Source organism: Pseudoalteromonas sp. H71 (assembly GCF_001468485.1).
In the GTDB taxonomy this organism is placed as follows: Bacteria; Pseudomonadota; Gammaproteobacteria; order Enterobacterales; family Alteromonadaceae; genus Pseudoalteromonas.
In genome coordinates this window covers 50,208-64,593 of record NZ_LODI01000016.1, presented here as the reverse complement: position 1 = coordinate 64,593, position 14,386 = coordinate 50,208, and the positions used below count along the sequence as shown (strand labels likewise).

The 14,386-nt window shown below is 40.4% G+C and carries 16 protein-coding genes; 6 read left to right on the top strand and 10 right to left on the bottom strand.

Annotated features, from left to right (window positions below; translation table 11 throughout):
- Positions 1-10: 10 nt before the first annotated feature.
- Positions 11-1,339, bottom strand: a complete 1,329-nt coding sequence (locus ATS71_RS09580; RefSeq protein ID WP_058404632.1) for an IS4 family transposase — start codon at positions 1,337-1,339, stop codon at positions 11-13.
- 239 nt (positions 1,340-1,578) lie between these two features.
- Between ATS71_RS09580 and ATS71_RS09575 the strand changes: the two genes are divergently transcribed.
- Together ATS71_RS09575 and ATS71_RS09570 are read left to right on the top strand one after the other, a co-directional pair.
- Entirely contained in the window at positions 1,579-2,799 is a 1,221-nt protein-coding gene (locus tag ATS71_RS09575; protein WP_058404631.1) for a M24 family metallopeptidase, read from the top strand.
- Between the two features lie 109 nt (positions 2,800-2,908).
- Positions 2,909-3,568 carry a DsbA family oxidoreductase gene (locus ATS71_RS09570; RefSeq protein WP_058404630.1) on the top strand — a complete coding sequence of 220 codons (660 nt, stop codon included), beginning with the start codon at positions 2,909-2,911 and terminating at the stop codon, positions 3,566-3,568.
- Between the two features lie 62 nt (positions 3,569-3,630).
- Here the strand turns inward: ATS71_RS09570 and ATS71_RS09565 are convergent, their stop codons facing one another.
- The 7 genes from ATS71_RS09565 to ATS71_RS09535 all read right to left on the bottom strand — a co-directional run bounded on the left by ATS71_RS09565 (position 3,631) and on the right by ATS71_RS09535 (position 8,803).
- Positions 3,631-3,909 carry a peptidylprolyl isomerase gene (locus ATS71_RS09565; protein ID WP_058404629.1) on the bottom strand — a complete coding sequence of 93 codons (279 nt, stop codon included), beginning with the start codon at positions 3,907-3,909 and terminating at the stop codon, positions 3,631-3,633.
- Positions 3,910-4,016: 107 nt separating this feature from the next.
- A complete protein-coding gene (locus ATS71_RS09560; RefSeq protein WP_058404628.1) occupies positions 4,017-4,433 on the bottom strand; it encodes a hypothetical protein in 417 nt (138 codons plus the stop codon).
- Between the two features lie 392 nt (positions 4,434-4,825).
- Positions 4,826-5,251, bottom strand: a complete 426-nt coding sequence (locus ATS71_RS09555) for a thiol-disulfide oxidoreductase DCC family protein (RefSeq protein ID WP_058404627.1) — start codon at positions 5,249-5,251, stop codon at positions 4,826-4,828.
- A gap of 17 nt (positions 5,252-5,268) precedes the next feature.
- Positions 5,269-5,793 carry a response regulator transcription factor gene (locus ATS71_RS09550; protein ID WP_058404626.1) on the bottom strand — a complete coding sequence of 175 codons (525 nt, stop codon included), beginning with the start codon at positions 5,791-5,793 and terminating at the stop codon, positions 5,269-5,271.
- Positions 5,793-7,028, bottom strand: a complete 1,236-nt coding sequence (locus tag ATS71_RS09545; protein ID WP_201020864.1) for a sensor histidine kinase — start codon at positions 7,026-7,028, stop codon at positions 5,793-5,795. The genes ATS71_RS09550 and ATS71_RS09545 overlap by 1 nt, the downstream gene beginning before the upstream one ends.
- A 54-nt stretch (positions 7,029-7,082) precedes the next feature.
- Positions 7,083-7,490, bottom strand: coding sequence for a nuclear transport factor 2 family protein (locus ATS71_RS09540; protein WP_058404624.1), 408 nt, complete (start codon positions 7,488-7,490; stop codon positions 7,083-7,085).
- Positions 7,491-7,498: 8 nt separating this feature from the next.
- Positions 7,499-8,803 (bottom strand): metal-dependent hydrolase family protein, encoded by a 1,305-nt coding sequence (locus ATS71_RS09535; RefSeq protein WP_058404623.1) that lies wholly within the window; start codon positions 8,801-8,803, stop codon positions 7,499-7,501.
- Between the two features lie 153 nt (positions 8,804-8,956).
- Here ATS71_RS09535 and ATS71_RS09530 point away from each other — a divergent pair, with 153 nt between their 5' ends.
- The gene (locus ATS71_RS09530) at positions 8,957-10,030 is read left to right on the top strand and encodes a ketoacyl-ACP synthase III (RefSeq protein WP_058404622.1); all 1,074 of its coding nucleotides are present in this window, start codon (positions 8,957-8,959) and stop codon (positions 10,028-10,030) included.
- Positions 10,031-10,098: 68 nt separating this feature from the next.
- Positions 10,099-10,485, top strand: a complete 387-nt coding sequence (gene gloA2 / locus ATS71_RS09525) for an SMU1112c/YaeR family gloxylase I-like metalloprotein (RefSeq protein ID WP_058404621.1) — start codon at positions 10,099-10,101, stop codon at positions 10,483-10,485.
- A gap of 31 nt (positions 10,486-10,516) precedes the next feature.
- Here the strand turns inward: gloA2 and ATS71_RS09520 are convergent, their stop codons facing one another.
- A complete protein-coding gene (locus tag ATS71_RS09520; RefSeq protein ID WP_058404620.1) occupies positions 10,517-11,881 on the bottom strand; it encodes a leucyl aminopeptidase family protein in 1,365 nt (454 codons plus the stop codon).
- Positions 11,882-11,969: 88 nt separating this feature from the next.
- Positions 11,970-12,392 carry a hypothetical protein gene (locus ATS71_RS09515; RefSeq protein WP_058404619.1) on the bottom strand — a complete coding sequence of 141 codons (423 nt, stop codon included), beginning with the start codon at positions 12,390-12,392 and terminating at the stop codon, positions 11,970-11,972.
- 102 nt (positions 12,393-12,494) lie between these two features.
- Here ATS71_RS09515 and ATS71_RS18450 point away from each other — a divergent pair, with 102 nt between their 5' ends.
- Entirely contained in the window at positions 12,495-12,665 is a 171-nt protein-coding gene (locus ATS71_RS18450) for an oxidoreductase-like domain-containing protein (protein ID WP_082653613.1), read from the top strand.
- Positions 12,666-12,995: 330 nt separating this feature from the next.
- Positions 12,996-14,386: TonB-dependent receptor plug domain-containing protein (locus ATS71_RS19000; RefSeq protein WP_235591460.1), on the top strand; the 1,391-nt coding region annotated here is incomplete at its 3' end.

Below are 14,386 nucleotides of genomic sequence, written 5' to 3'. Positions count from 1 at the left end.
CTAATGCCAGTCAGTTAAGCTGACTGGTATTTTTCTTTTTTGTGGGGTATTTGCTTGGTTTGGGTTTGACCCTCCGAGGGTAGAACCTGTCTTCCCGCCTCGTCGGAAGCTCGTAATAAGTTAGCTGATTGATGAGGTTTTCATACAGCACAGGGAGTTTTCCTGAGCTTGTAAGTCCCGTTGTAAGTAAGAAGGCCACAACCGCGCTTGAGCACCCGCTGAAGCTTAGCTGATTTGGCCAGATACCTTTACGTGTAGCCGCTTCGGTCATAGCCACTCTTATCAAGTTGTAAGCAAGCAGTAACCCCCATAATTCTTGCTCAACCATGTCTTGGCGTTTGCTTCTAAGCGTGTATTCACTGTTCAGTAGCGTCTGTTTCATTTCACGATACCCTAACTCAATTTCCCAGCGGTGGCTGTATAAGTCTACAATTTCGTCACTGGGGTAACGCATTACATCGGTAAGCGATGTAAGAATTCGGCACTCTTTCCCTTTAACTTTTTTCGTAATTAGTCGCGCCTCAATCTCGTCCGGCAGCTCGGGGAACTTCTTTCTCGCTTGTGGAGTGGCTCTCAGCCTTACCTGTTTATCTACACGGCTATAACTTTTTATTACATCAAATTGGAGTCCTTTTCTTGCCGGTATCATCCAGTGTCTTTCCTCTCCCGCTTTTTGCCATTGATGCAGCAAGCCTAAGGAATAAAAACCACGGTCAAACAGGGTCAGTGAATGATTCGGCGTATCATTAATTAGCTGCTCTGCTAGCACCATTTCATTCGATTTGTATTTATCAAACGCACTATTAATGAGTTGGTGGCTTGTCAGCTCCATTTGGCACACCATGCGGATTTGAGGAAATGCCGTATCGCCATACTGAGTACTACCAGAGCCATACTTTTCACGGTTTTGAGCGGTATCAGCCGTTCTCCACACAACCCCATCGACACCGAGCAAATTTAGTCCATTCCATGTTTCGAATTTATTTTGTTGATACCAATGCTTAGCCATCTTCTTAAAGGATTTTTCGACAGCTTCGGTTCCTAGGCGCTGTCGCGCCTGAACCATCGCACTGGGTGCAACAAGCGGTGTTTTACCTGGTAGTGCAATATCCATCTTAGTCGCAATATTCCACACTGACTCTTGCCTAAAAAGACTCATCCCCATGACACACCACATCACAGATTCAAGAGGTAAGCGACGCTTTCTGACGGTGGCGACTCCCGCTTCAACAAAAGCCTCATCAATAATAGATGGCTGTAGAAATGACGAGAGCTTTTCAAACGAATGAAATTGGGTACTGGCATTAAATGCGGTGTCTAAAGCTGTTTTAATATTCATAAAAAAATCCGATGGCAAATGCTCATCGGATTCTTACATCTATAAAAGATCGGTCAACCGATCATTAAAATATTTCTTAACTGATCGGCATTAGGTGTATTTCACCCCTTTTATTTTACAACCACCTAATCCAACTCATTCCAAGCAATCTTTAAACACTTATCCATGCTACTAGTCGCATAACATTGAATTTAAAATAGGCATTGCTCACAATGGCTAAAATTTCAAGGAGAAGCCTAATGAGCACAATCGGTATTGGCACACAAACCCCAGAACAAGCATTAGCCAGCTTAAATAATATGACCCAATCGTTAACGCCTATTCAGGCTGACGAACACCTTGAACGTATAGCAAAAGCACAAGCTTATATGGCGGCTAACAACATCGATGCCATATACTTAAATGCAGGCACTAACCTGACCTACTTTACAGGCATGAAGTGGTACGCAAGCGAGCGAATGGTTGGCGCAATACTACCTGCGATTGGTGAAGTACAATACATAGCCCCGTATTTTGAAATTGGTACCCTTAATGGCTTTAAAGTGGTTGAAGGACCAATACACGGCTGGCAAGAGCACGAAAATCCTTATGCGCTATTTGTTAGCGTATTGAAGCAACTCAATATTAGTAACGACGCCACCATTGGCATTGATGAAAGTGCGCAGTTTTTTATATTCGATGGTATTAACAAAGCACAAAAAAGCTTAAATATAATTAATGCACAAAGCGTTACTGCACATTGTAGAATGCATAAATCAGTAAACGAATTAGCGCTTATGCAATGTGCAATGGACATGACCTTAGCCGTTCACCAAGCCACTGCGAGTATGCTTTACGAAGGTATTACCACCACAGAAGTAGAAGCCTTTATTAAAAAAGCGCATCAAAAGGTAGGCGCACCAGGTAACTATTTTTGCATTGTATTGTTTGGTGTTGCGACGTCATTTCCACATGGTGTTAAAGATGCGCAAGTACTTAAAAAAGGCGATATGGTATTAATAGATACCGGCTGCAAAGTACACGATTACCTTTCAGACATAACCCGCACGTATGTATTTGGTGAACCAACACCACGCCAACGCATGTTTTGGGATCATGAAAAAGCAGCGCAACTCGCCGCATTTAACGCCGCGAGTATTGGTGCTACCTGCGAAGATGTTGACGCAAGTGCTCGTCACTATTTAGCAGCACAAGGATTAGGGCCACAGTATCAAACACCCGGCTGCCCGCATCGTACGGGCCATGGAATTGGCTTAGATATTCACGAATGGCCCTACTTAGTAGGTGGAAATAAAACTCCACTTGCATCGGGCATGTGTTTTAGTAACGAGCCAATGCTAGTAATACCCGATGAGTTTGGGGTGCGTTTAGAGGATCACTTTTATATGACCGACAGCGGCCCACATTGGTTTACACAACCAAGTTATAGTATCGACGACCCGTTTGGGCTTAACGCTTAAACCCTTTATAAAGAGCAGCAATTAGCTGCTCTTTTTAGTTTAAGGATTGATAATGCATACTTCATCCCAATATCCCTTTTATACCAAAGCAATCCGCAAAAGGATGAATATGAAAAACTTTAAAATTGATATCGTGTCAGACGTAATGTGCCCATGGTGTGTGGTTGGTTATAAAAACCTAGAGACAGCGCTTGGCCAACTCAAAGACGAAATGAGTGCAGATATTACATGGCATCCTTTTGAGCTAAATCCAGATATGCCAGTTGAGGGTCAAGACTTAAACGAACATTTAATGCAAAAGTACAACCTAACTGAAGAGCAAGGCGATGAAAATCGTAAAAACATGTTCGAAGCAGGACAGCGTGCTGGGTTTACGTTTAACTTTGATGGTAAACGTATCATGATCAACAGCTTTGATTTGCACCGTTTATTAATGTGGGCACGTGAGGAAGATAAACAAACACAGCTTAAACTCGCCTTCTTTGAGGCACACTTCACTGATTTAAAATATTTAAATCAAGAAGACGCTCTGCTTGATGTAGTGCAAAGTGTTGGCCTTGATAAAGAAGAGGCCCGCAGTATTTTACACTCAGACAAATATGTTCAAGCTGTACGCCAAGAGCAAAATAACTTTAAACAAATGGGTATTACCTCAGTGCCTACGTTTATCATAAACGATAAATACGCACTCACTGGCGGGCAACCAAGCGACTCATTCATTCAAGCACTTAAACAAATTAGTGAAGAAGAGGCTAAGCAAGAAGCTTAATGAGTTAGGCAAACAATAAAGGCTGCGCGTTGCAGCCTTTTTAATTACCCAATAAATTTACTTTAAGTACGATAAAGTACTTTAATAACATGCCAGCCAAATTTAGTTTTAACTAGGTGCGGCTCTAAAATAGCGCCATTAAAGGCTATATTGTCAAACTGCGGGACCATCTGTCCGCGTCTAAATTCACCTAAATCACCACCTTTTTTACCCGATGGGCACGACGAATATTTTTTAGCTAAAGTTTGAAACTTTGCACCTTTACCTAATTGCTTAATAATGTCTTCTGCTATTTCTTTGTGTTTAACCAATATGTGGAGTGCGTGCGCTGTACTTGCCATTTCAAAGCCCTGATAATTTAAAACGCGGCGATTTTAGCACAGCCACTTAAGCCAAGCATCTACTTATAGCTGACCAATCACATAATTGGGTCCACCAATAGTACGCTTTAATTCACGAAACCTGATATTTGCTCTAAGCAGCTATATTCAGGGGCCGAGACTGGGCTTAACCTAGTTACTTTTCTAATTCGTGGTGCTTTACTTTTTTCATGGCTGGAAATAACGCCCTCCACTAAAAGCATTCGATCACTACAATGCTTAACAAACCCCTCAGTTACATCACCGTAAAATGGGAATACTAAGTATTGCTTTGACATTTTTTCTAAAGCAGCACGATCTTCATAAAAATCAAGGTGTCCGTAATGTCCAACTAAGCACACCTTAGTTCCAACCAAATCATTTTGATTCTTGAAAAGTTCGCCCCAAGATATTTTTTCACATTCAATTTTTTCCTGAAAAGGAAAAGCTTTTGCAGAAAAAATAACTAATATTAAAACTAAAAATTTAGATATAAATTTTTTCATATTTGGTTTCTATTAATTGTTGGGGAAGAATGTTCTATAGCGTATTCGTACACTCTAACTTAAGAGCCCTGGCATTTTATAACCTATCAATTTTTATAAATTAACACTTCAAGATTAGCAGTAATCAGCCAAAGGCAAAAACCTCTACTTTTTTAAACATTTCAAGACCTGGTTTTTTGGGACTTCGCAATACCGTGTAGATTTTTCAAACTGCTTAATTACTTAACTTAATCAATTAGTTGTACCAGTCGGTGCTGTAATATATTGGAAAGTCTGAAACAGCTGTCCAATGCATAAACAGCATATCGTATCATTGCGATTATTATACTGCTTTATATATTTGTCTAATGGAGAATATGATTCAATACGTTAATAAATCTCTGTATCTGCGTTCAAATTAAATAATGTTTTGCATCATCTGGACTGGGGACTCTGCAGTATTGGTATTTGCCAAATAAGGTATAACGGTTTAGAGCAATTTTATCGTACAGCCAATTATTAAAGGTGTTAGGTAAAACACTAAAAATAGTTGCTAGTTTGTAAGGGTAACCAAGCTGCTTTACTACTTCAAAAAAAGCATGGCTTTGCGTGAATACTTTGCCGTTTTCTAAGTACACCATCGAGGCGTATTGTGTAGTTGAAAAGCCAAAGTGAGTTAATAGCAACTCACCTTTTGGGGATTGCACGCTGCATAGTTTAAAAATAGCATTGGTGTCGTTACTAATTATAAAATTACACCAAGCACTACATAATTTACATTGTGAGTCGAATAATATAATTTTTCGATTACGCATTAGTGTGCCTGCATTTTCACCCATTTATTTTCCTTAAGCGGTTAGTGCTGAACCGGCTTTTTTTGTAACTTACGTTGCAATGTGCGTCTATGCATATTTAATTGCCTAGCTGTGACCGATATATTGCCATTATTACTGTGTAGTACTTGCTGAATATGCTCCCATTCTAAGCGCTCAGGCGACATAACAGCATCATCAATACTCGTTTGAAGTTCACTTGTTTCGTTATTGAGTGCTTTTAATAATGTTGCCATATCAATAGGTTTAGTTAAATAATCGTTTGCCCCTAAGCGCATTGCTTCAACCGCAGTGGCAATGCTAGCAAACCCAGTTAGTAAGACTATATGTGTATTTTCTAATAAGTTGCGCAGTGGCTTTATAAGCATTAAGCCATTGTCGTCTCCAAGTTTCATGTCTAGTAAAATTGAGTCGGGTACTAATTGGCGCGCACGCAATAATGCGTCGCTTTGGTTATGCGCAACATCACAGGTGAAGCCTTGCTTAGTTAAACGCCTAGCAAGCGTACTGGCTAAATTTATATCATCTTCAATTATCAGTAACTTCATTATGCTGTTTGCTCGCTATTAATAATGGCTAACTTAACCTTTGCTACGGCACCGCCTTCTTTATGGTTAAATAACGTTAACGAGCCATTTAGACGTTCAAACGTGACGTTAGATAACAATACAGCTAACCCCATGCCTTGCTCACTAGGCATTACTTGCCCGCCTAGCTCCGCTAATTGTGAATCGGTAAAACCATTACCAAAATCACGAATTAATAAGTATATGTGGTGTTCTTGTGGGCTTAGCTCCCAACTTAATTCAAGCTTTGTTTTACCTTGCTTTTGATTTGCAATAGCCGCATTTTGCAACAAATTTAATATAGCCGGTAACAACATTGCATCACTTAAAAGCACGGCGGTAATTGAGGAAGCAGCCCATTTTATGTGTTGATCAGGGTATTGTAATACAAAGGTATCGCTGATGGCTGTTTGTAACTGCGTTATGGTTATTTGATCTTTAGCATTTTTAACCCTTATTTGCTCTGAAAGCGCTCTAAAACTATTAAGTTGCGCTCGACATTGTATAAGAGGAGGTTGCATTTGCTTAACAATAGCATTGTCAGGTTGGTCTTCTAATAGCTCTTCAAACAGTAATTGTAAGTTAGCTATCGGTGTTGCTAACTGATGAGTTATTTGTGCTGCTGCGCCATCAAGCGTGACTAACTGCTCATTTCGTAATTGTTTTTCTCTTGCTTTGCCAATAATGCGTTCGCGTTCTTTTAGCGTGCGGCTCATGGCCCCTATTACAAGCGCTATTACACTGGTACTTAAAACGAAGTTAACCCACATGCCAATAAAATGGCCGCTCATGTTCATTTGATGCATACTGTGATCGGGCATATTTATTAATAAAAAGCTGTATGCTGCAATGGCAAGTAACGCAATATAAGCTAAGCCTTTTTCACGCAATGTGACCGCTGCTATCATAATGGGTAGCAGCAACAAAGACACAAAGGCATTGGTAGCTCCGCCACTTAAAGAAAGCAAAATAGTTAAAAATAAAACGTCAGCAGTGAGTTGCATCAACATAACTGAGGGCTTAGCGTGACTAACGTGTCGGTAGGCAAATAAACTGATTAGTTGAAATACCGCCTCTAAAGCAATCACACCAAGTAAGGGCAGTAACGCTAACTGGTAATCAAGCAAAAAATAGACACTTAATACAGCAACTAATTGTACTGCAATGGCGCCGCTTCGTAACATAAGTAAACGGCTGATAGTGGGATCGGTTTGCATTAACAAAACAATGATTTTCCAATTTAATATATAAAAATGAACTGTGGTAGAACGTTACTCATCGTCCATTGAAATTGTAAAAGCAGCGCAAGGTGTGCCTTGATGAAACACCATTTGCCATTGCTGTGCGCTATTTTTACGCCATAACGACATGCGAAGTGAATAATTAAATTCGGCACGGGCAGAGCGTCTATACGCTGCTTGATAACTTATTTGCGCCACATCAACGCTCAACATTCGGCCTTTAAAATGCTGATTATAAAACTGCGGCACCACTTCAGTGGGTAGGCGTGTGAGTACTTGGTATTTATTAAATGACGTGCCATTAGCAGCAATTTCGATAAACTCATCGTCGAGTAAAGCATCGAGTGCACGTTCTGATTGGCGAACCTCAGGCTCAAGTAATTGACGCTCAGCCTCAATTAAATGATTAAACAACGACGCTTTAATTTTGCTGCTCATGTGCTTCCCTATTGCTTGTAAATTTGCCCTGCTTTCATGACAAATTGCACGTTTTTAAGTACGTTTATGTCTTCAAGTGGCGAGCCATTTACGCTGATAATATCTGCTTGTTTGCCAACACTCAAGTCGCCTAACTGATGGCTTTGTCCTAACAATTTAGCAGCATACACCGTGGCTGATTTTATTGCATGCGCCTCACTCATTCCATTATCAACCATTAAACTAAATTCGTTTGCATTAAGACCATGACGGGATACGCCCGAGTCGGTACCAAAGGCAATATTGACCTTATTTTTAAGCGCTAATTTAAACGATGCTTGCATTTTAGGCGTTACTTCTCGCACTTTATTGGCAATTGCCGCTGGCATATTAGGATTAGTTAGTACCTCTTCACTTACCGTGGCACCAGCAAGCAAAGTAGGAACTAAATAGGCCTGCGTTTTGTTGAATAAATCGACTGTTTTTTTATCTAAATAAGAACCGTGTTCTATTGAATCAACCCCAGCTCTAAGCGCTGCTTTTATACCTTCTGTTCCGTGGGCATGTGCTGTTACCTTGCGCCCTAAATGATGAGCCGTATCTACAATGGCAGCCAGCTCATCATCAGTGAGTTGCTGATTCACTCCCGCTGCGGTATTACTTAAAACACCACCCGTTGCGGTAATTTTAATTACGTCGGCACCGCTTTTAATAACTTCTCTCACTGCACGGCGGCAATCGTCAGCGCCATTACAAATTCCTAGTGTCGTTTTAAAAACATCGGTTATATCTTTTCTGTAGCCATGCATATCAGCATGACCGCCGCTTGGGGATATTGTATTACCCGCTGCAAAAATACGAGGACCGGCAATATCTTTTCGCTCAATAGCGCGTTTTAGCGGAAAAATAACTTGGTAATCGCTGCCTAAGTCACGCACCGACGTAAAACCCGCATCAAGCGTACGTTCTAAATACTTAATGGAACGCAGCGCGTAATCGGCCTCATATTCTGTAGCCCAACGGTGAGGGTTTGCTTTAGCATCACGTTCAAAAGTTACATGCACATGCATGTCAATCAAACCAGGCATAACAAACTGGTTTTTTAAATTAATTATGTCAGCATCGGGTAAATTAAGTGCTGACTTTGATATATAACCATCTTTAATTGACACTATTTTGTCATGGGTAACAATCAAGGTTTGTTCTTTTTTTAGCGCTTGCTCAGGTGCCACAAGTAAACTACCTGCGTAAATAATTTTAGAATGTGCTGCGCTTACATTATTAGCGAACATTGCCAATACAATTGACGATAATGTTGTGAGTGCTGTTTTCATAGATGCTCCTTTTTTATACTAGCTTTACCTTAAAAAACCTTTAATAGCGAATATTTACGATACAAAGCACGCTATAAACTAGTCTTACAAGTTGATTTTTGGTATAACTTGCCGGTAATAAATTGAAGTTATACCACCTTAAGAGAACACACTATGCCATACGCACATATCACTGGTTGGGGCAAATGCATACCACCAGCAAGTATTAGCAACGATGAAATTAGCGAAATAGTTGATACCACCGACGAGTGGATCACCACGCGTACTGGCATCAAATCTCGCCGTGTAAGCCATGTAAGTACAGCAGAGCTGGCAACCATTGCTGCAAAACACGCGCTTGCTTGCGCAGGTGTTGACGCAAAAGAGATTGATCTTGTCATACTTGCAACCTGTACGCCTTCAACAGTTGTTGCAAATACCGCATCGCAAGTGCAAAAAAATATCGGCGCAACAGGCGCAGCTGCTATGGATACAAATGCTGCGTGCTCTGGCTTTTTATATGCATTACAAGCTGCTACTGCGCAAATTCAAGCTGGCATGATCAAAAAAGCGGTTGTTATTGCTGCTGAGCGAATGACTTGGTATGTAAACTGGGCGCGCCGCGACAGTGCCGTGCTATTTGGTGATGGCGCTGGTGCCGTTGTACTAGAAGCGGCAGAAACACCCGCAGGTTTACTTGGCACTAAAACAGGGTGTGATAGTGAAGACCGCGACATTCTTCATATCACTAACTTTGGTAGTGATTTAAACAAATATGAGCCCATTGGTCCGTCTGATCTGTTATTTGAAGGGCGCGAAATATTTAAACGTGCCGTAAAAGGAATGAGTGAAGCCTGTGACGACGTGCTCGAACAAGCTAATTTAAGCCTAGACGACATAAACGTACTGGTACCACATCAAGCTAACTTACGCATTATTCAAGCAATTCAGCACCGTTTAAAAGTGCCTGATGAAAAAGTAATGGTTAACATTGCAGATTATGGCAACACATCAGCTGCCACTATTGCAATTGCGCTATGTGAAGCGGTTGAACAAGGGTTGATAAAGCCTCATTCAAACATTATGTCTGCAGCATTTGGTGCTGGTTTAACATGGGCTGCAAGTTATATAAAATGGGGTGAACGTGTAACCCCAACTAGCCTTAGCGACGCACAATTACCGCCTTGCACTCAAACAGGTTTAGAGTTAGTTGCTCCGGCTGTTAAAGCATGTAAAGACGCTGAATAAGCTCGCTTTGAAAATATAGAATTAAAACGCACTTTTTAGTGCGTTTTTTGTTTAAGGAAGACACATTTATGGAGCTTTTAGGTATTCATCACACTGCGATTATTTGCAGTGATTATGCTCGCTCTAAACATTTTTACAGTGAAATTTTAAAACTTAATATTGTTAACGAGCATTACAGGGCTGAGCGTAATTCGTATAAGTTAGACTTAGCTATGCCTGATGGAAGCCAAGTTGAGTTATTTTCGTTTGAAGGTGCACCATCAAGGCCTAGTTACCCCGAAGCACAAGGCTTACGCCATTTAGCATTTAAAGTTAACAATGTAACTAAAGCAAAAGAATATTTAGAAAGTAAAAGTGTGGCTGTGGAAGAAATTAGAATTGATGAAATTACAGGTAAAAAGTTTACTTTTTTTGCCGACCCTGATGATTTGCCGCTAGAGCTATATGAAGTTTAAGCTTCATATAGCGCTAATGTTTCACGGTTAATTAATGATTAAAGCGGTTTTGTAAATAGTTAAACACGGCTCTAATACCAAGCGCTTCACCGCCTGCTGGGCGACCTGGTAACGAACGAAGGTTCCACGCCATTACATCAAAATGTACCCAAGGTGTGGTTGGCTCTACAAACTCTTTTAAGTAAAGCGCAGCAGTAATTGCGCCACCAAATGGCGTACTTGAACAGTTAGCCATATCTGCAACGTCACTTTTCAAAAATCCGCGGTACTGCTCAAACAAGGGTAATTGCCAAACAGGGTCGTTCACACTTAAGCCCGCATCAATTATACCGTTAGCTACATCACGCTCTGTAGAAAAGAAACCAGGTAGCTCAGTACCTAACGCTACACGACATGCCCCTGTTAATGTTGCAAAATCAATAATAAGTTCTGGATTATCATTTTGTGCTTCACTTAGCGCATCACACAAGACCAAACGCCCTTCAGCATCCGTATTATCAATTTCAACCATAATACCTTTGCGCGTTTTTATTACATCACCTGGGCGAAATGCATTTCGTGATACCGCATTTTCAACTGCGGGTACTAGCACACGTAAACGAACAGGCAATTTAGCCGCCATGATTAACTGGGCTAATGCAATTACATGCGCTGCACCGCCCATGTCTTTTTTCATGTTGCGCATACCAGAGCTTGGCTTTAAATCGAGCCCGCCAGAGTCAAAGCACACCCCTTTACCAACAAGCGTTATAAGTGGTGCATCATCGGCCCCCCACTTCAAATCAAGTAAACGCGGTTTATTTTCACTTGCACGGCCTACCATATGGATTGTTGGATAGTTTTGCTCTAACAGTTCATCACCAACCCATTGTGAAAACTCTCCACCATGAGATGAAGCTAAATCTTCCATCACTTGCGATAAATGTTGCGGCATCATATCAACCGCCGGTGTATTGACTAAATCACGCGCTAAAAAAATAGCATCGGCTTGTTGTTTAATTCGTGTGTATAAAAGCTCGTTTTCAATACACAGCTCTGCTTTTAGCGTCGGTTTTTCTTTGTATTCACTAAATTCGTATCCGCCAAGAACAAAGCCTAAAGCAACTTGCTCTATAAACGTGTCATCACCTTGAATTTGATAACTACCTGCAGGTAACGCATTAGCTAAATTGCCCGCAGCCCAAAAGTCATCTGCGCTTTGCATTAAGCAAATTACTTGGTTTAGCTGCCCTGAGTCAGGATCTGGAATTAACGCTAAACCTTGCTTTTCAAAACCGGTATTGCTTAACCAATTTTGTATAAATAAAGGCTGCTTTGCTTGCCAATCAGAGAGTTCGCTTTTAAGAATAAATGATAAAGGGATACCAGAGGATGTATTGCGAAGTAATGCACTCATTAAATAGCTCATATATTATAAAAATGGTACTTGTGAGCATACCAATAAGCACTATTAAAAGGTATCGCTAATTGAAGGGTTTTTGTTGTTACTTTTTTAATATGTTTTTTTTAGTTGAATTTTGATTTGCTTGAACTACCTCATTATCTAGCTCTTTTATTGATTTATTAATGCTAAACGAGCTGGGTAAAACATCAACACCAACAAGGCGACCTAACTTAACAACGAGAGGGATAGTAAGTGGAGCAAAAGGAAGCACTGCAAATATACCTAAGCCTAAACCTTTCAGTATATCAACAAACTGCTCATTGGCGCGTTTAAGCTCTGCACTGTTTGTTTGCCCTTGTGTGTATCGCTTGTATATAAAAAGCATTTCTTTGGTTTCTTTTTTTTCTTGAGCAAGTGCAATTTTAAGCGCCACCATAGCACGACGAAAACGAAGCTGCTGACGTCTTTTACTAATTTTTACTACACGCCAAGGAGCTCGGTGGATAACTTTATATAATCGCATGTGTTTATTTTCACACATGCTGATGAGTTAACAAAGAATAATTTACTTGATTATGACTATACTTTATCCTTTGCACCAAACTAGTGCCCAAAAGAATAAACTATGCCTGATTTCACAACTCAAATTCCACAAAAACCTGAAAAACCAAAATCTGATGAATGTTGCGGCAGTGGCAATTGTTATTCATGTGTGTGGGACGAATATAGAGAAAAATTAGCAACATGGAAATTAACAAATTTGCAAACAAAAACAAAAAAACAGGATGAAAGTTAAAAAAACAACCTCGAAAAGCCCTTCCTCACCTGCATTAATATTCCCAAATATAACCCAACCTGCACACAAATGGTTATAATCGGCATTAAAATGCACCACCTTTGGATTTTTTACCCAATTAAAGTTTTGTTATTTAATAGTTAATTAATAATTGCTCTTGTTGTTTTTTATGTATAGTCTGTATTCAGGAATTAACAGAAGCTGAGCATTTATGCTCTTTTGAATCGATATTTCAATCGGCTTAAACCACTCTGTTCGTTCCACAATTATGATTAAGGCGTGCTTTAAAGCACGACTAAAACAAAATTATTCTAACTGGGGAAATTTAGAATGAAATTAAAAAACAATGCGCTAAACCAAGCGATTAAATTTGCATTAGCCACAACCACCGCCGGATTATTTATCTCGGGCTCTGCAATAGCAGCAGATGAACAAAGCGAAGTTAAAGTTAATAAAAATGTAGAGAAAATCGCTGTAGTAGGTACGCGTTCAGCTCCACGTTCAATTGGTGACTCACCTGTACCTATTGATATTATTGGTGGTGAAGAACTAGAAAAGTCAGGCAATACTGACATGCTAGAACTTCTAAAAGGCTCTGTTCCTTCTTTCAACGTTCATCAAAACCCGATTAGTGATGCAGCATCACTTGTTCGCCCTGCTAACCTTCGTGGTTTACCATCAGACAGCACCTTAATACTTTTAAACGGCAAACGTCGTCACCGTGCATCTGTAATCGCCTTTTTAGGTGGTGGTATTAACGATGGTGCACAAGGTTCAGATATTTCAGTTATTCCTAGCATTGCAATTAAACAAGTTGAAGTACTTCGTGACGGTGCAGCTGCTCAGTACGGATCTGACGCCATCGCAGGTGTAATGAACTTCCAATTAAAAGACGCTTCAGAAGGCGGTAAGTTCGAAGTTCGTAAAGGTCAATATTTTGAAGGCGACGGCGATACCACTCAAATTTCTGGTAACGTAGGTTTACCATTTACAGACAGTGGTTTTGCCAACTTAAGTTTCCAATATAAAACAGCAGATGCGACTAGTCGCTCAGTTCAACGCCCAGATGCGGCAGGTTTTGCAGCAGCAGGTGTACCTGAAGTCTCGTCTCTTGCTCAAGTTTGGGGTGCACCAGAAGTTGATGACGATATCTCACTTTTTGGTAATGTAGGCCTAGACCTAACAAACAGTTCACAATTTTACATGTTTGGTAACTACTCTGAGCGCGACGTACGTGGTGGTTTTTACTACCGTAACCCGCATACTCGTTCTGGTGTATACTCAAACGATGATGGCGCAACACTTCTTGTTGCAGACTTAACTGACGACATGAGCGCCAACTGTCCTACTATTTCAATTACAGACGGTAATGTTTTAGACGACCCTGCTTACATTAACGGTGTGGCTAACAATCCAGATTGTTTTGCATTTAACGAAATGATCCCTGGTGGCTTTACACCAAACTTTGGTGGCAACATCACTGACACCTCTTTAACCATTGGTACTAAAGGTGAATTTACAGACGGCTTCATGAAAGACGTACTTTATGATTTAAGTGGTACTGTTGGCCTAAATGAATCTCGTTACTTTATTTACAACACAGTTAATGCGTCTTTAGGTCCAGATACACCACGTGACTTTAGCCCAGGTAAATATGAGCAGTTAGAGAAAAACTTTAACTTAGACCTATCTAAAGGCTTCGACTTTGACCTAGCTTACGA